Annotated in this window: 14 protein-coding genes and 3 pseudogenes; 11 read left to right on the forward strand and 6 right to left on the reverse strand. The window is 43.0% G+C overall.

The window, feature by feature from the left end; genetic code table 11:
• Positions 1 to 157: 157 nt before the first annotated feature.
• The 10 genes and pseudogenes from G468_RS20860 to fdhF all read left to right on the forward strand — a co-directional run.
• Positions 158 to 1,306: pseudogene (locus tag G468_RS20860) on the forward strand (proton-conducting transporter transmembrane domain-containing protein); the annotation flags it as partial.
• A gap of 10 nt (positions 1,307 to 1,316) precedes the next feature.
• On the forward strand, positions 1,317 to 2,249 hold the full coding sequence (locus G468_RS0112630; RefSeq protein WP_026823430.1) for a respiratory chain complex I subunit 1 family protein: 933 nt from the start codon (positions 1,317 to 1,319) through the stop codon (positions 2,247 to 2,249).
• A gap of 9 nt (positions 2,250 to 2,258) precedes the next feature.
• Complete coding sequence (locus G468_RS0112635; protein WP_026823431.1) at positions 2,259 to 3,968, forward strand: hydrogenase large subunit; 1,710 nt, start codon at positions 2,259 to 2,261, stop codon at positions 3,966 to 3,968.
• Positions 3,969 to 4,092: 124 nt separating this feature from the next.
• Positions 4,093 to 4,635 (forward strand): formate hydrogenlyase complex iron-sulfur subunit, encoded by a 543-nt coding sequence (locus G468_RS0112640; protein ID WP_026823432.1) that lies wholly within the window; start codon positions 4,093 to 4,095, stop codon positions 4,633 to 4,635.
• Positions 4,635 to 5,402 (forward strand): NADH-quinone oxidoreductase subunit B family protein, encoded by a 768-nt coding sequence (locus G468_RS0112645; protein ID WP_026823433.1) that lies wholly within the window; start codon positions 4,635 to 4,637, stop codon positions 5,400 to 5,402. The genes G468_RS0112640 and G468_RS0112645 overlap by 1 nt, the downstream gene beginning before the upstream one ends.
• Positions 5,399 to 5,809, forward strand: a pseudogene (locus G468_RS20865) (formate hydrogenlyase maturation HycH family protein). The gene G468_RS0112645 and the pseudogene G468_RS20865 overlap by 4 nt, the downstream one beginning before the upstream one ends.
• On the forward strand, positions 5,802 to 6,257 hold the full coding sequence (gene hycI / locus G468_RS20870; protein ID WP_051297089.1) for a hydrogenase maturation peptidase HycI: 456 nt from the start codon (positions 5,802 to 5,804) through the stop codon (positions 6,255 to 6,257). The pseudogene G468_RS20865 and the gene hycI overlap by 8 nt, the downstream one beginning before the upstream one ends.
• Before the next feature lie 218 nt (positions 6,258 to 6,475).
• Positions 6,476 to 7,021 carry an electron transport protein HydN gene (hydN, locus tag G468_RS0112660; RefSeq protein WP_026823434.1) on the forward strand — a complete coding sequence of 182 codons (546 nt, stop codon included), beginning with the start codon at positions 6,476 to 6,478 and terminating at the stop codon, positions 7,019 to 7,021.
• 24 nt (positions 7,022 to 7,045) lie between these two features.
• Positions 7,046 to 9,274, forward strand: a pseudogene (hypF, locus tag G468_RS20875) (carbamoyltransferase HypF).
• 253 nt (positions 9,275 to 9,527) lie between these two features.
• The gene (fdhF, locus tag G468_RS0112675) at positions 9,528 to 11,675 is read left to right on the forward strand and encodes a formate dehydrogenase subunit alpha (RefSeq protein WP_081700678.1); all 2,148 of its coding nucleotides are present in this window, start codon (positions 9,528 to 9,530) and stop codon (positions 11,673 to 11,675) included.
• Between the two features lie 141 nt (positions 11,676 to 11,816).
• Here fdhF and G468_RS0112680 read toward each other — a convergent pair whose 3' ends face one another.
• The 3 genes from G468_RS0112680 to G468_RS0112690 form a co-directional block, all read right to left on the reverse strand.
• Positions 11,817 to 12,092, reverse strand: coding sequence for a hypothetical protein (locus tag G468_RS0112680; RefSeq protein ID WP_026823437.1), 276 nt, complete (start codon positions 12,090 to 12,092; stop codon positions 11,817 to 11,819).
• A gap of 258 nt (positions 12,093 to 12,350) precedes the next feature.
• Positions 12,351 to 12,596 carry a hypothetical protein gene (locus G468_RS0112685; protein ID WP_026823438.1) on the reverse strand — a complete coding sequence of 82 codons (246 nt, stop codon included), beginning with the start codon at positions 12,594 to 12,596 and terminating at the stop codon, positions 12,351 to 12,353.
• A 777-nt stretch (positions 12,597 to 13,373) separates the two neighbouring features.
• Positions 13,374 to 13,646 (reverse strand): hypothetical protein, encoded by a 273-nt coding sequence (locus G468_RS0112690; RefSeq protein WP_026823439.1) that lies wholly within the window; start codon positions 13,644 to 13,646, stop codon positions 13,374 to 13,376.
• A gap of 371 nt (positions 13,647 to 14,017) precedes the next feature.
• On the opposite strand from G468_RS0112690, the gene G468_RS0112695 reads away from it, so the two are divergent.
• Positions 14,018 to 14,296: a hypothetical protein gene (locus tag G468_RS0112695; protein WP_026823440.1), complete on the forward strand. Its 279-nt coding sequence runs from the start codon at positions 14,018 to 14,020 to the stop codon at positions 14,294 to 14,296.
• 600 nt (positions 14,297 to 14,896) lie between these two features.
• Here the strand turns inward: G468_RS0112695 and G468_RS0112700 are convergent.
• The 3 genes from G468_RS0112700 to G468_RS20880 all read right to left on the reverse strand — a co-directional run.
• Positions 14,897 to 16,072: a site-specific integrase gene (locus G468_RS0112700; RefSeq protein ID WP_026823441.1), complete on the reverse strand. Its 1,176-nt coding sequence runs from the start codon at positions 16,070 to 16,072 to the stop codon at positions 14,897 to 14,899.
• Complete coding sequence (locus G468_RS0112705; RefSeq protein WP_026823442.1) at positions 16,033 to 16,236, reverse strand: hypothetical protein; 204 nt, start codon at positions 16,234 to 16,236, stop codon at positions 16,033 to 16,035. Before G468_RS0112705 ends, G468_RS0112700 begins: the two co-directional genes overlap by 40 nt.
• 33 nt (positions 16,237 to 16,269) lie before the next feature.
• The coding region (locus tag G468_RS20880; RefSeq protein ID WP_034249927.1) for an MT-A70 family methyltransferase at positions 16,270 to 16,721 on the reverse strand (452 nt) is incomplete at its 5' end.

The raw sequence follows: 16,721 nt of genomic DNA on the forward strand, positions 1-16,721 counted from the left end.
CAATTTTTCGAAGGCTTTGTCCTTGTGCAAAGCGAACATGAATATCCACAAATATCTCCTTGGTTAACATAAATTATCCGTACAAAAATGTGCGAATAATACCAAGTGGATCAGTTTTAGATGATCGTTAGTGGATCAGTTTTGCATGATCGGTGACAATGCTACTGCGCCAGCGGCAGCGCTATTTTCTACTGTGGTATTGAAAGTGGGTGTGTATGGCATTTTGCTACTTTCATTACTCAATGCGACATTACCATTATGGTGGGCAATTGTGGTGTTATTGCTGGGTATGGTCACGGCATTTGTTGGTGGACTTTATGCATTAATGGAGCACAATATTAACCGATTACTGGCTTATCACAGCCTTGAGAATATCGGCATCATACTGTTAGGGCTTGGAGCCGGACTTGTTGGTGTCTCCCTGCATGACCCCCTTTTGATAGCACTTGGCATGGTCGGGGGATTATATCATCTATTTAGCCATAGCCTATTTAAAACTACGTTACTGCTTGGTGCGGGAGCAGTATGGTTCCGTACTGGTTATCTGGATATTGAAAAATTGGGTGGCATTGGTAAACGTATGCCGCTTCTCGCGTTGGCGATGCTGGTTGGTTTAATGTCAATGGCAGCGCTCCCTCCTCTCAACGGTTTTGCCGGCGAGTGGATTATTTATCAATCCTTTTTCCGCCTGGGTGAACAGCCAGCGTTTATCAGCCGTTTGCTAGGGCCGTTATTAGCGACGGGGCTTGCCATTACCGGCGCCTTAGCGGTGATGTGTATGGCAAAAGTGTATGGCGTTATGTTTTGTGGTGCGCCTCGCACGCAAGCAGCTGAAAAAGCCTATCCTGCCCCCTGGTTAATGAATATTTCGCTCGTTGCATTAGCATTTTGTTGCGTTGTCGGTGGGGTAGCTGCGCCTTGGATTATGCCATTGCTCAGCTACGCCGTTCCCCTACCGTTAGTGACTAATCAAACAATGGTGTCGCAGCCGATGATCACGCTATTGTTGATTGCGGCAACGCTATTGCCGGTTGTTCTATTAATTATTTGCAAAGATGGACGTTTGCCATTTCACTCTCGTGGTTCGGCGTGGGTTTGTGGTTATCAATATGAACAGGCGATGAGTATCACTGCATCCGGTTTTGCCCAACCGGTAAAAGTGATGTTTGCTTTGGTATTTAAATTAGGACGGATACTCAACCCAGCGTCGTTGTTACCCGGTTGGCAAACAGCTAGCCTGCCTGTGTTGTTTCGTCGTGTGGCTTTTATCGAACTAGCGGTACTGCTGGTGGTTGTGATTTCTTAGGGAGCCTAATATGAATTCGCTGTTTTTTGCCCTTGTGCAGGCTTTAGTGCTATTTGCGTTAGCGCCACTACTATCCGGTGTCAGTCGAATGGCGCGTGCTCGTCTACATAACCGCAAAGGGCCCGGAGTGTTACAGGAGTATCGGGATCTCATTAAGTTACTTGGTCGCCAAAGTATCGCACCGACAGCATCAGGTTGGCTATTTCGACTTATGCCATTTTTAATGATCGGAGTAATGCTTACCATCGCGACCGCACTGCCCGTGGTGACAATAGCATCACCATTACCTGCGGTGGGTGATCTGATCACATTAATTTACCTGTTTGCTATCGGCCGTTTCTTTTTTGCGGTGGCCGGTCTGGATACCGGTAGTCCATTCACGGGGATTGGTGCCAGCCGTGAAGCGATGTTTGGGGTATTAGTTGAGCCAATTTTACTATTGAGCTTGTGGGTGGTTGCCCAACTGGCAGGTTCAACCCACATCAGTTTAATCACCGCGGCGATTTACCATTGGCCAGTAGAACAAAGCATACCTTTAGTGCTGGCATTTTGCGCCTGTGCTTTTGCCACGTTTATTGAAATGGCTAAGTTACCGTTTGATCTTGCCGAGGCTGAGCAAGAGCTACAGGAAGGGCCGCTTTCTGAGTACAGTGGTGCCAGTTTCGCGTTGTTAAAATGGGGCATTAGCCTGAAACAGCTAGTGATATTGCAGCTGTTTGTTGGCGTATTTATACCGTGGGGACAAATTGAGCATATGTCGATAGCAGGTTTGCTACTGGCACTGGTGGTGGCGTTGATAAAACTGTTGGCCGGAATATTGGTGATTGCGTTGTTGGAAAATAGCATGGCGCGGTTACGTTTTTTAGCCACATCACAAGTTACCTGGTTCGGTTTTGGCTTTGCCTTTTTAGCTTTCGTCTCTTTGTTAGCGATAGGATTTTAGAGAATTACCATGTCTGAAGAAAAATTAGGTCAACATTATCTTACGGCTTTGTGCCAGGCATTTCCCGGCGTTGTGTTGGAGGAAGGTTGGCAGACTAAAGATCAATTAACCATTACGATAAAAATCAACGCATTACCTGATGTGATAGCCTATCTTTACTACCAGCAAGGCGGCTGGTTATCGGTATTATTCGGTAATGATGAACGCAAATTATGCGGTCACTACGCGGTTTATTATGTACTTTCTATGGAGCAGGGAAGCAAATGTTGGCTCACTGTTCGGGTTGAGGTGGATGCCGATAAACCCGAGTTTCCATCGGTGACACCACGCGTTCCGGCAGCAGTATGGGGTGAACGTGAAGTCCGCGATATGTACGGTTTGATCCCCGTTGGTTTGCCCGATGAGCGTCGTCTGGTATTACCTGATGACTGGCCGGATGATCTCTATCCATTGCGTGAGGATAGTATGGATTATCGTCAGCGTCCTGCACCGACCACTGACAGTGAAACTTACCAATTCATTAATGAGTTGGGTAATAAGAAAAATAATGTGCTGCCCATTGGCCCATTACACGTCACTTCTGATGAACCTGGGCATTTTCGTTTATTTGTTGACGGCGAAAATATTATTGACGCTGATTATCGTCTGTTTTATGTCCACCGTGGGATGGAAAAACTGGCGGAAACACGGATGGGTTATAACGAAGTGACATTTTTGTCTGATCGGGTCTGTGGTATTTGTGGTTTTGCTCACAGTACGGCTTATGCCACCTCTATTGAAAATGCAATGGGAATTGTGGTTCCAGAGCGAGCTCAGATGATCCGCGCCATATTGCTGGAGATCGAGCGGTTGCATTCCCATTTGCTTAACTTAGGCTTAGCCTGCCATTTTGTTGGCTTTGATTCAGGTTTTATGCAATTTTTTCGGGTACGTGAATCTTCGATGAAGATGGCTGAAATCCTGACCGGGGCACGTAAAACCTATGGACTTAATCTAATTGGCGGTATTCGCCGTGATCTGCTGAAAGATGACATGAAAAAAAACCGCCAATTGGCCCAGCAGATGCGGCGTGAAGTGCAAGAACTAGTAGAGATATTATTAACGACCCCCAATATTGAGCAACGTACCGTCGGCATCGGACGTTTAGATCCGCAAGTCGCGCGCGATTTTAGTAATGTTGGCCCTATGGTACGCGCCAGTGGCCATGCGCGTTATACGCGCAGGGATCATCCTTTTATCGGTTATGGTTTACTACCGCTAGAGGTGCATAGTGAACAGGAATGCGATGTACTTGCTCGCCTTAAAGTTCGTATCAACGAAGTCTTTACCTCACTCAATATGATCGATTTTGGTTTAGATAATCTACCTGGTGGTGCATTAATGGTAGAAGGATTTACCTATATTCCGCACCGTTTTGCTTTAGGTTTTACTGAAGCACCCCGCGGCGATGATATTCACTGGAGTATGACCGGCGACAATCAAAAACTATGGCGTTGGCGCTGTCGGGCGGCAACTTATGCCAATTGGCCGACACTGCGCTATATGCTACGTGGCAATACTGTGTCTGATGCCCCACTGATAATTGGCAGTCTTGATCCGTGTTATTCCTGTACTGATCGTATGACTGTTGTCGACGTGCGTAAGAAAAAGAGTCAAGTGGTGCCTTATAAAGAACTAGAACGTTACAGCATTGAACGTAAGAATTCACCGCTGAAATAACTTTTGCTTTTGCGGCGGCGGTTTACCCCTGAACGTATTAGGGTTATGGCAAGCCGTTTATGGCTAACTAGCGCAATCTCTTTCGTCAGTTGCGTACAGTCAGTAAAAGCCAACTGGAGTTATCATGTTTAATTTTATTAAGAAAGCTTTAAAAACTGGGATAGTTACCGAAGATTATCCACTGACGCCAATTAAAGTGGATAAAAACTTTCGCGGTAAACCGCAACATAATCCGCAACAATGTATCGGTTGTGGGGCATGCGTCAACGCTTGTCCATCTAATGCACTGACCGCCGAAATTGATTTGCCAAAAGGCCAACTGTTCTGGCAATTGAACCTTGGTCGTTGCATTTTCTGTGGTCGTTGTGAAGAGGTTTGTCCAACGGCGGCCATTCGTTTGTCACAGGAATATGAACTAGCAGTATGGCGGAAAGAAGATCTTTGCCAGCAGGCACGATTTGCTATCTGTTATTGCCGGGTATGTCAGCGTCCTTTGGCAGTTAAAAAAGCGATCAACTATGTTATCGAGATACTGAAACATAATGGCGATCAACGCGCTGAACACCATCGAGAAAGCTTTGAAACTTGCCCTAATTGCAAACGCTTACAGGGATTGACTCCGGCAGATAAAATCGATTTAAGCCGTGAAATGAAGGAGACTATTTGATGAGCCAGTTTTTGGCATCGCGTGATCAGCAAGGTATGCCGGTACCGGTAGCAATAGAAGAGTCTATCGCAAGTATGAAAGCATTATTGTTGAAGAAAATTAAACGCTCTGCTTATGTTTATCGGGTTGACTGTGGCGGTTGTAATGGCTGTGAAATTGAAATTTTTGCCACCCTTTCTCCCATGTTTGATGCCGAGCGTTTTGGCATTAAAGTCGTTCCTTCCCCACGTCACGCTGATATATTGCTGTTTACTGGGGCGGTTACGCGCGCAATGCGGACGCCAGCATTACGCGCCTGGCATTCAGCTCCTGATCCCAAAATTGCCATATCCTATGGCGCATGTGGTAATTCAGGTGGCATTTTTCACGATCTGTATTGTGTTTGGGGCGGCACGGATAAGATCGTGCCTGTCGATGTTTATATTCCTGGCTGTCCACCGACACCGGCTGCGACCTTATATGGTTTTGCCATGGCTTTAGGCTTGCTGGAGCAAAAAATTCATCTGCGTGAACCCTTTGAAGAGGATAATCAACCGGCAGAAATTCTCCATTCAGATATGTTACAACCGTTGCGAGTCCGTATCGATCGTGCTGCCCGACGTTTAGCTGGCTATCGCTATGGTCGTCAGATTGCTGACAATTTTATCAATTATCTCATGCAGGGTGAAGATTGCGTGGCGCAATGGTTGGCTGACGAAAATGATCCGCGCTTAAATGAAATTGTTGCCAATCTTAGCCAAATTGTTGAGCAGGAGCGGATTAAATGAGTGATAAGGTGGTGTTCAGTCAGCTAAGCCGTAAATTTATTGATGAAAATGAGGGCACGCCACCGTAGGCACAGCAAGTTATCTATTATGGACTTGCCATTGGTCACCATTTAGGCGTGATAGATTGTTTACAAGCTGTACTTAGCTGTCCCTGGCCAGAATATCAGCTCTGGATTGCTACTCTCGAAGCAGGAAGTGAAGCGCAGCGAAAAATGGCGGGTGTTGCTCGTTATGGCGAAATTGTTATTGATAATAGCCATGTGGCAATGCTGGCAAAGGCTTTTAGCGCGGCGCTAAGCAAACAGACTAACCAACAGCAAAGTTGGAGCCAGCAGATGCGGAACATGCTAGCTAATATTCACCAAGAGAGTGCTATCTATTTGATGGTAAGGAGGGAGCGTGGCTGATGTCTTACTCTGTGTCGGCAATAGTATGATGGGTGATGACGGCGCAGGGCCATTGCTGGCAGAGATGTGTCGTAATACACCCCAAGGGGCATGGATAGTCATTGATGGCGGTAGTGCGCCAGAAAATGATATCGGGGTTATTCGCGAATTACAGCCAAATCGTTTGTTGATTGTTGATGCGACTGATATGGGACTGGCGGCGGGTGAAATTCGGCTGATCGATCCACAAGATATCGCTGATATGTTTATTATGTCGACCCATAATATGCCACTTAATTATCTTATTGAGCAGCTAAAAGAGGATACTAACGAGGTGATTTTCTTAGGTATTCAGCCAGATATTGTCGGCTTCTATTACCCGATGACGGCAGCGGTAAAAATAGCCGTTGAAACAGTTTATGCCAGTCTGGCTGATAATCAGCAGCTAAGGCAGTTCCGGCCACTATAAATATTGCATCGCATTGAGTAGCAAAAATGGGCTTGGCTAACGCAATTTTCTGGTTTCAGGCCCGCATTTTATTCTACTCATACGATCTAACTGTATTGCGCCAATATTTGTCATTGTCAATCGTGATAATGACAGGCACGTGCCAATTTTTTGTTAACTTAAAATTGGCACAGTTTATGAATATATTTCGCTATTGACTGTCATTGCTGGAGAAGTGAATGAATTGTTTCATTATTACTAATGCCAATAAATGTATTGGTTGTCGTACCTGCGAAGTGGCTTGTGTGGTATCTCATCAGGAAACCCAGGACTGTGCTTCACTCACACCGAAGACTTTCTTGCCACGTATCCATGTTATTAAAGGGGTTAGTGTCTCAACCGCCACGACCTGCCGCCAATGTGAAGATGCGCCCTGTGCCAACGTTTGTCCTAATGGTGCGATTACTCGTGAAAGCGATTTTGTCCACGTTCATCAAGCGCGTTGTATTGGCTGTAAAACTTGTGTTGTTGCTTGTCCTTATGGTGCGATGGAAGTGGTTTCACGGCCAGTCGTACGCAATAGTGGGGCTGGGTTGAATCTTGTCGTCGAGAAGGCTGAGGCAAATAAATGTGATCTTTGCCATCATCGCGCGGAAGGGCCGGCTTGTATTCAGGCTTGTCCTACCAACGCAATTATGTGTGTTGATCGTAACAAACTGGAACAACTCAATTTTGAGAAGCGCCGGCGGGCAGCGTTAAATGGTATAGCTAATCAAATTTTCTAACTAGTCAGCGCGGCATTAACCAACATGATAAGTGAAAATGGTACCTTATTGCGGATCTATGGCAAAGTTCAAGGGGTCGGATTTCGGCCCTGGATTTGGCAATTGGCGCAACGACTAGCCCTTAAAGGGGATGTTTATAACGACGGTGCCGGTGTAGTTGTGCGTATTGTTGGCGATGCCAGCAGGTTACTTGCTCAATTGCCAATCGATTGCCCGCCACTGGCTCGTATTGATCAAGTGCAGCAATTTCCCTGGCACTGGCGTCAATTGCCGCAGGATTTCACTATTCAGCATAGCGTGCCAGCAACGATGGCAACCCAAGTTGCTCCTGATGCAGCTACTTGCCAGGCATGTTTGCGAGAAATGAATGATCCAAACCAACGTCGCTATCGCTACCCATTCATTAATTGTACTCACTGTGGGCCGCGTTTTACCATTATTCGCGCGATACCCTATGATCGTCCGTTTACCGTTATGGCGGCTTTTCCGCTATGTGCGCCTTGTGCAGCAGAATATCGTGATCCTGCTGACAGGCGTTTCCATGCCCAACCTATTGCTTGTGCTGATTGTGGGCCGCAGGTGCTCTGGCTGGCAGAAAATGAGCGACAAGAAAAAGAGGCGGCAATTCAGGCCGCCATTAACGCATTGCAAAAGGGTAAAATTATAGCGATTAAAGGGATAGGTGGTTTCCATCTGGCTTGTGATGCTAATAATCCAATAGCAGTAAAGCGTTTGCGTCAGCGTAAACAGCGACCGTCAAAACCCTTAGCTGTGATGATCACTGATGCAATGGCCAGCCTTCTGCCTAAACAGGCTCAGTCACTTTTGCAGTTACCTGCGGCGCCAATTGTATTAGTGGATAAACAATGGCTATCGTTAGTTGATGAGATCGCACCACAGCTTAACGAGGTCGGTGTCATGCTGGCGGCAAATCCGTTACAACATCTATTAATACAGACTGTCGCGCGTCCCTTAGTGATGACTTCAGGCAATCTCAGTGGTTGTCCGCCGGCATTGAATAATGAACAAGCATTGACTGACCTAGTTGATATTGCGGACGGCTGGCTATTACACAATCGGGATATTTTACAGCGGATGGATGATTCCGTTATGCGCGTCTCGGGTGAAATGCTACGTCGAGCCAGAGGTTTTGTGCCCGACAGCTTGCCTTTACCGCCCGGTTTTAGCAAAGTACCCCCGTTGTTATGCTTAGGTGCCGATCTAAAAAATACTTTCTGTCTGATCAGGGATCAACAGGCGATTCTCAGTCAGCATCTGGGCGATCTCAATGAGCAAAATATTGAAGCTCAGTGGTGGCAGGTCGTGACCAGGATGCAGCAGATTTGGCAGTTCACGCCACAAAAAATCGTGACTGATAAACATCCGGCCTATCGTACACGACAACTGGCGCAGCAAATGTCTTTGCCGATAGTCACAGTGCAGCATCATCATGCCCATGCTGTCGCCTGTTTGGCTGAGCATCTTTGGCCAAGGCATGCAGGCGATGTTATTGCATTGATCCTCGATGGTATTGGTTGGGGAGATGATGATCAGCTATGGGGTGGGGAATGTTTGCGTGTCAATTATAATGAATGTGAAAAATTGGCGGGATTGCCTGCAGTAGCGTTGCCAGGGGGTGATTTGGCTGCACGCTAGCCCTGGCGGAATTTATTGGCCCAGTGGCTAGCATTTGTACCAGACTGGCAAATGCGTTCGGAAGCCAAAATATTGGCAGATAAACCCTGGCAGCCATTAGCACGAGCGATAGAACGAGGCATTAACGCACCACTTGCTTCTTCTGCCGGACGCTTATTTGACGCGATTGCGACAGCGCTTGGCTATGCGCCGGCGCAACAAAGTTATCAAGGCGAAGCCGCTAGCAGATTAGAGGCTTTGGCGCTAACCGTCAATCATATCAACCACCCAGTAACGCTACCGGTTAAAGATAACCAATTAGATATGATGACATTTTGGCAACAATGGCTCGATTGGCAGGCACCCGATGCTTGGCGCGCCTGGGCCTTTCACGACGCGTTAGCTAGAGGATTGGCTGAACTGGCCACCTATCATGCGCTGTTGCGAAAAATCACCACCATTGTTTGTAGTGGCGGTGTATTGCATAATCGCTTACTGCGTCAACGGCTACAGTTTTGGTTAACTGATTTTCAACTATTGTTACCAATGAATTTACCTGCTGGTGATGGCGCCATTGCTTTTGGTCAAGCGTTGATTGCCGCAGCAAAATTTTCTTAATCGCCGGTGCTAAACGTCAAAAGATTACCCATCCATTGCGGTGACAACAGCAGTTTTATTCACGCTGTCATAACGGTAGTTTGTTAGTGACTTGTTTGTCATGTCATTTATGTCGAACGAATGACACTATCAGTCAGAATTAATATTTTTTCTTTATTTTCCAGCTAGTTAATCATTTTGGTATGAGTGGCACGCTTCATGCATCTTAATGCTTAATCCTTTTCCAATTATGAAGTTAACAGGAGTAATGCGGATGAAAAAAGTCGTCACGGTTTGCCCCTACTGTGCATCAGGTTGCAAAATCAACCTGATGGTTGATAAAGGCAAAATTGTCAAAGCGGAGGCGGCGCAGGGGAAAACCAATCAAGGTACTTTATGCCTAAAAGGTTATTACGGTTGGGATTTTATCAATGATACCCAAATCCTTACCCCGCGCTTGAAATCACCGATGATCCGCCGTCAACGAGGCGCTAAGCTGGAGGCTGTTTCATGGGATGAAGCACTGAACTATGTGGCTAACAAGTTGGGTGCAATTAAAGCCCAATATGGGCCGGATGCCATTATGACAACGGGTTCCTCCCGTGGCACTGGCAATGAAACCAATTACATTATGCAAAAATTTGCCCGGGCGGTTATCGGAACCAATAATGTTGATTGCTGCGCGCGCGTCTGACATGGCCCATCGGTTGCAGGTCTGCACCAGTCGGTCGGAAATGGCGCAATGAGTAATTCGATTGTCGGTATCGAAGATACTGATTTAGTTTTTGTTTTTGGTTATAACCCAGCTGATTCTCACCCTATTGTGGCTAATCGGGTGATCAAAGCCAAGCAAAAAGGTGCCAAAATTATTGTTTGCGATCCGCGCAAAATCGAAACTGCCCGTATCGCTGATATGCATTTAGCTTTAAAAAACGGCTCTAACATCGCGTTATTGAATGCAATAGGACATGTCATCATTGAAGAAGATCTTTATGATCATGCCTTTGTCGCTGCGCGAACGGAAGGTTTTGCCGAATATTGTAAGATTGTTGCCGGTTATACGCCAGATTCAGTAGAAGCGATCACGGGGGTTAGCGCGCAGGATATTCGCCAGGCCGCGCGACTTTATGCGCAAGCGGAACGAGCCACCATCCTCTGGGGCATGGGGGTAACCCAGTTCTATCAAGGAGTGGAAACCGTGCGTTCACTGACCAGCCTGGCACTGCTAACGGGTAATCTGGGCAAACCCAGTGTCGGTGTCAATCCAGTACGTGGGCAAAACAATGTGCAAGGTGCCTGTGATATGGGGGCATTGCCGGACACCTATCCCGGTTATCAGTATATTAATGTAGCAGAACATCGTAACAAATTTGCCGAAGCTTGGGGTGTTGAGAGTCTACCGGCAAATGTGGGTTATCGCATTAGTGAGTTACCTCATCGGGTAGAACATGGCGAAGTTCGTGCTGCTTATATTATGGGTGAAGATCCATTACAAACCGATGCTGAGTTACCTGCGGTACGTAAAGCATTTGCTGATTTAGAATTGGTCATTGTACAGGATATCTTTATGACCAAAACTGCTGCTGCGGCCGATGTGATCCTGCCTGCGACTTCTTGGGGCGAGCATGAAGGCGTTTATACTGCGGCAGATCGGGGTTTTCAGCGTTTTTTCAAAGCGGTAGAACCAAAATGGGATCTAAAAACTGACTGGCAAATTATTTGCGAAATTGCTACTCGCATGGGTTATCCGATGCACTATAACAATACGCAACAAATTTGGGATGAATTGCGGCGTTTGTGTCCTGATTTCTATGGTGCTACTTATGAAAAAATGGGTGAACTAGGCTATATTCAATGGCCATGCCGTAGTGAATCTGATGATGATCAGGGAACGGATTATCTGTTTGAAAAAACCTTTTCCACACCCAATGGCTTGGGGCAGTTCTTTACTTGTGACTGGGCACCACCCTTAGATCGCATCAACGAAGAGTATCCGCTGGTACTATCCACCGTGCGTGAAGTGGGGCACTACTCCTGCCGCTCGATGACCGGTAACTGTGCGGCATTGGCCGCTTTAGCCGATGAACCGGGTTATGTACAAATCAATACGGCGGATGCTAAAAAACTGGGTATTGAAGATCAAACCTTGGTTTGGATCCAGTCACGGAAAGGGAAAGTGATCACCCGCGCGCAAGTCAGTGAGCGTCCTAATAAAGGTGCAGTATATATGACTTATCAGTGGTGGATTGGGGCTTGCAATGAATTGGTGGCAGAAAATTTAAGCCCGATAACTAAAACACCGGAGTTTAAATTCAGCGCTGTTCGGCTGGAGCCTATCGCCGATCAACGAGCTGCTGAACAATATGTGATTGATGAATATCATAAGTTGAAAAGACAACTGCGTGAAAGCGCTTTAGGTTAGATAAAGATTGGTTGTTTTATTTAGTCAGATAAACAACCCCAATTGGGGTTGTTTATGTTTGTGGGTTTAAATTATATCGACCGCTATTAATAAAGTTAGCCAAATACTGACCCAATTTGCTTTTTCCCCCTTTGCATTGGTTTAATTGTTCTCTTTCTTGTCAGGAAAGTTTTTTAAAAATAAGGCAAAGCGGTTAATAAATTTGGGGTTATCACATTGTGGTGAATTATTAAATTTCTTCATACATATGTCTTTAATTTTGTCGTGTTTATTTTCTTGTAAGTTTATTATCTCTACTAAGTCGTCATTTTGATTTTCGGTAGTATAAATGAATCTACTATCGTTATTATTTGCCGAAGAAAGTGAGCTAAAACCGACTAACAAACTAATGGTAAAAATTTTCAATCGCCATTTCATCGTCTATCCTCCTAAAAGAGTAAAAATGAATATTGATAATAATTATATTTTTAACATTTTCATTACTATTTTGGTGTGTGGCTAGTTTTACAAGCGAAAAATAGAACATAGTACTCAACAAGTTAAATAGCGATAGCTCATTAGGTTACCAGCAATTAACGCTTAAAACAGAGATAAGTTTTGCCTTATCTCTGTTAAAAGATTGCTTAATATTATTTAATCTTAAATGAGTTTTTTGCTAGCACATAGCAAAGCAATTTACTCTGCTATCCGAACATCAATACAGCCTTCGCCGCCATATTCTTTAGTGGCAGAATTACAACTTGCCTCTACGGCTTTATCATCATCCTTAAAGACAATGGTATCTTTATCATCATCATCTTTAAAAATGATTGCATCACTATCTGTTACAGTGCTGTTGCTAGGTGTTTTGTCACCGGCTAAAGCAAAAAAGTTAGCGGACAAAAGCATAGTAAGAATAAGAATTTTGATGGTTGATTTCATAATTAATCCTCCGATAGATAGGTAAAAATTATGATATATATCACACTTATAATTTTAACATAAAATTAACATTTATGTTAATTGTTTTGGTGGTTATTGTTATTTTTGGTATATATTTCTGTATTGGATTTAGTGGGGTGGGTTATGGGGGTTTTTGGTGGTGCATGGGTAATTTGGTATTAGGGGGGAGATGTTTTAACTACTATGTTTTTTTTCTATTTATGGCGAAATTTTTAAAACTGATAAATTGAAAATATTAATCGAAAATCAATTTATTATTTTAATGATGAGTAGTAAGCAATTATTTTAATGTGAATCTGGTCTAATATTAGCTGAAGTAGATACTTTTAGTCTCAGTGGCGCTAAAGACTAGTGCAAAGTCAGAAAGCCAGAATTATGTAAACCAGGCAATAAAAGAGTTAAACATAACGCGCGTGATAATCGCCCACAGAGAAACTACTATTTCATCAGTAGACAGGGTGATCTCGCTTAATGCACTGCCCGTCAATTAAAATACCTAAAAAAGTATAGGGAATACATCCTATAAACAGTGCGGGACAGCGGTTTATACGACTGGATTTTATTAACTTATTGATTTTAAAGTATTCATGTTAATATTAATAAATTTTTGCGATCGAGGTGTCAGCACCTGAGCAGACTGACTTAGAAAGACAGCCACAACTGTTCTGTATTGACAATAAAATCAAATTAGAATCCGGCAAAACCAGTTCAGTATATGGTTAGGTTGCTGTTAAAAGTATAGCCCTAAAACCATGCTCAGCGAGAGAAAATGAACGCTACCACTAAACTGAAAACTAAAACGGCACAGTAGAAAAGGATGTTACCTGAGTATTGAGATAGGGCATTCAGATGCGCGCTACCTTGCTTTTTTAGTTTTTGAATAGCATCTTTTTCATTATTTGCTTCTATTGTGTAAGGATATTTAGTAAATCCCTTGCTTTTCATTTCCTTGGAAAGCTCACGCGTCACAAGATCCGCTGTAATTACTTTTGATTCTTTGTCTTTAATAAAAATTATATAGTTATTCATCGTCCCACCTAATACCAGAAAATATTATCCAACAACCCTCTGAACAAGCACTACTGTTTGTATTATCTTTAAGATCGCCGTTAAAGACATTTTTTATCTGAAGCGGATCCCCAGGCAGTAAAAGTTACCCAGCTCCCGACTCTTTTTTCTCCAGCGAGAAAAAATAACCTTTTAGTAAGTATTGTTCGTGAAATTTACCATCCCTTTTAGGGTTTAAGTAGTCAAGATACAGAATACCCTCCTTAATCAGAAGAAATCCAAAACTATATTCCGTGATCGAAATCACAAAAAAGTTTTTATATTTTCACCTGATACACTACTGGGCGAATAAATGTAATTGGAACAGGTAAATCAACATAAGGAAATGTATTATGAAAGAAATTTTAAGTAACCAGTATGACGACGTATCTGGTGGTTGGGCAGATAAGGATGGAAGTAGTCACAGTTCAGCAGACGATGGCGGATCTCGCTCCGGTGATGGCGGTAACGACAAGGGGGCCTCATCCCTTTTAGACAGAGCTGTTTCTGTATATTACAGCAACCCTTATGGTAGCGGTGCTGGTGCAAGTGGTTTCTGGGAAAACGGAAATTCCGAGAAATCCGGTAGTGGTGGTTACAATGGAAATGGCACAGGTTCTCTCGAGAGATAGCTTAGTGGTAAAAATCATTGATGCTACAGAAAAAAGTGCAGGCTGTCAGTCTGTGCTTTTCCAAAACCACAGTGAACAACGCCTACTACAAGACGTCTCATCATTCAGGGTCTGGGACAGTTAGTATTAAAGGTCCTCAGGTTCGGCGGTCAGTTTTTTACACTGAAAAAGATCAGATAGGTTTGGTTGACCTACTCCCTTTCTTTTAATATACAGTGATATGAGTGTACGAAAAAGCATTGTTTGACTACTGTATTAATAGATACTCAGCTTAGAGAAATTTTATTATATCCCGACAAAGACAAAGTTAAAAAAACAATAATGTTTATGAGCAAAATGGATAGAACCGTTGCGCTTAATATGCTATTGAGTTGATTGGTAGTGTCCATTTGAGTATAAGTAGTGGAAACAAAGTGGGCATTATATAATGCAAAAGGGCTACGTTTTCACGCAACCCCTTGATTTATTTGGTGGAGCTGGCGGGAGTTGAACCCGAGGGTAAAATCATATATCTTATTGATATTAAAAGTTTTTATATAAAAAATATATTGTAAGTGAATTTGACGTGCATTATATAGTCTGTTTGTAGGTGTATCATAGTCATTTTTTTGCTGATGCTTTTACGCTTTTTGTAGCATTGCCATCATATTCTTTTAGATATGATCCATAGTGTCTGAATAACATTTCAGGTCCCTTATGTCCCATTTGCGCAGCTAGCCAAAATAAATTTGCACCTTGGCTAATATGTCTGGTAGCAAAAGTATGTCTTGTTTGATAAGGGTTACGATATCTAATTCCAGCTTTCCTTAAAGTTGGCATCCATGCCTTCTTTCTAATCGCGTCCGCTCCAGCCCAAGGTTTTTTTGTTTTTGGATCTTCAAATATTTCTTTTGTCTTGAGAAAAGTGAATGGTTTCTGATTTTGTAAAGCTAAAATTGCCTGATCATTTAATTCTACTTTTCTTGTCCCTGATTTAGTTTTTGTTCCCTTAATAATACCTACAACACTAGCAGATGAGATATAAGCTAATCTTTGAACGAAATCGATATCATCCCAACGTAAAGCGCATAATTCGGAACTACGTAATCCAGTATTTATTGCAAACTGGAATAAATTTTCCCATTGCTTGTATTTTGTTGCTGATAATAGAAGCTCCACTTCGCTTGGGGAAAGTGGATCAATAACATATATACTTTCTTTACTTGTATTGTTTGAGTGATATCTTGCTGCGGTAACTTGACTAACAGGATTTATATTGATAAGTCCATCAGTTATTGCCTCATCTATAGCACTACGAAGAAACGACAGTTGATTTCTAATTGTTTTCAATGTTGTATTTTTTCTCTGTATCCAGTTTTTTATTACAGCTGGAGTTAGCGATCTTACTTGTATGTTATGTAATTCCATTAAAGCATTAATACATTTTTTATACCCATTAATTGTTGATGGTGATAGTTGTCTTTTTTTACAGATCATAATATATTCATTTAAATAATCGATAACACGCTTTTCCTTGGTTGATATTCCAAATAAAATTAATTTTTTTGAATGAGGAAAATATTTAACATAATTAAAATTATTAAGCTTTATATTATTCTGTATTTCTCCTAATAGCCTTTCTGCGTACTTTATATTTTTATTATTTACCTGTAACCCTGAAAGAGGTTCTCTACATAAAATCCCTTTATATGTAAAAGTTAAAACTATGGTTTCGCCTTTTTTATGTTGACGAATAGTTATACCTCTTGGCAATTTATTTTGTTCTTTCTGGCCCATTTGTTTACCTCCCTAATATCAATCCAGCGCTCTTTTGAACCTTCAACTTTTAAGACTTGCACACCTTCTTGCCAAAATTGCCTTTGCAAACGTTTATTTATTGCTTCGGTTGATTCACCAAATAACTCACAATATTTTGAGATTGGTACGCATTCGTAAAACATATTTACCTCTGTACATTTTCAGATGTATATCATTCAAAAACTCACACTATTCTCAGGCGCTTCATTGCCCCATAGATCCCAGCCCTGTACTTTGTCACAAGCAAAAAGTTCGATACGCTTCACATCACCGTAGAGCTTCTCTAATCGGTAATGGACTTCTTTTGGTTTTTGGCTATGTTCACCGAGACAGGCGTAGATAACTTGTTTGATGGAAGCGTCCTTGCGTTCTAGTCCTTTTCCCTTGATGGCAATTAAACAATCTTCTGAATTACTGCGGGTGTAGTTACCGCCATTCATGCGTGTTTCAGCATTGAGTAATGTCAGAAAGTCATCAGCATCAGATAGCTCAGCTTTTTTGATAGCTTTGGAGATCCGCTCTTTGGCTAACTTATTGAGCTTGACCCAGGTAAATCCCTTCATGGTTTTGACTTTAAATCCCCATGCTTCCGCCAACCGGATAGCTTCCAGCGCAAAGTTACCCGTAT

This window comes from Arsenophonus nasoniae DSM 15247 (genome assembly GCF_000429565.1).
GTDB lineage: Bacteria > Pseudomonadota > Gammaproteobacteria > Enterobacterales > Enterobacteriaceae > Arsenophonus > Arsenophonus nasoniae.

What these genes read in the sequence shown, in the direction of transcription:
- G468_RS0112645 (WP_026823433.1), top strand. Translation starts at nt 4,635, where the DNA reads ATGAGCCAGTTTTTGGCATCGCGTGATCAGCAAGGTATGCCGGTACCG.
- G468_RS0112705 (WP_026823442.1), bottom strand. Translation starts at nt 16,236, where the DNA reads ATGTTTTACGAATGCGTACCAATCTCAAAATATTGTGAGTTATTTGGT.
- G468_RS0112690 (WP_026823439.1), bottom strand. Translation starts at nt 13,646, where the DNA reads ATGAATAACTATATAATTTTTATTAAAGACAAAGAATCAAAAGTAATT.
- G468_RS0112635 (WP_026823431.1), top strand. Translation starts at nt 2,259, where the DNA reads ATGTCTGAAGAAAAATTAGGTCAACATTATCTTACGGCTTTGTGCCAG.
- G468_RS0112700 (WP_026823441.1), bottom strand. Translation starts at nt 16,072, where the DNA reads ATGGGCCAGAAAGAACAAAATAAATTGCCAAGAGGTATAACTATTCGT.
- hydN (WP_026823434.1), top strand. Translation starts at nt 6,476, where the DNA reads ATGAATTGTTTCATTATTACTAATGCCAATAAATGTATTGGTTGTCGT.
- G468_RS0112640 (WP_026823432.1), top strand. Translation starts at nt 4,093, where the DNA reads ATGTTTAATTTTATTAAGAAAGCTTTAAAAACTGGGATAGTTACCGAA.
- G468_RS0112630 (WP_026823430.1), top strand. Translation starts at nt 1,317, where the DNA reads ATGAATTCGCTGTTTTTTGCCCTTGTGCAGGCTTTAGTGCTATTTGCG.
- G468_RS0112680 (WP_026823437.1), bottom strand. Translation starts at nt 12,092, where the DNA reads ATGAAATGGCGATTGAAAATTTTTACCATTAGTTTGTTAGTCGGTTTT.
- G468_RS0112685 (WP_026823438.1), bottom strand. Translation starts at nt 12,596, where the DNA reads ATGAAATCAACCATCAAAATTCTTATTCTTACTATGCTTTTGTCCGCT.
- G468_RS0112695 (WP_026823440.1), top strand. Translation starts at nt 14,018, where the DNA reads ATGAAAGAAATTTTAAGTAACCAGTATGACGACGTATCTGGTGGTTGG.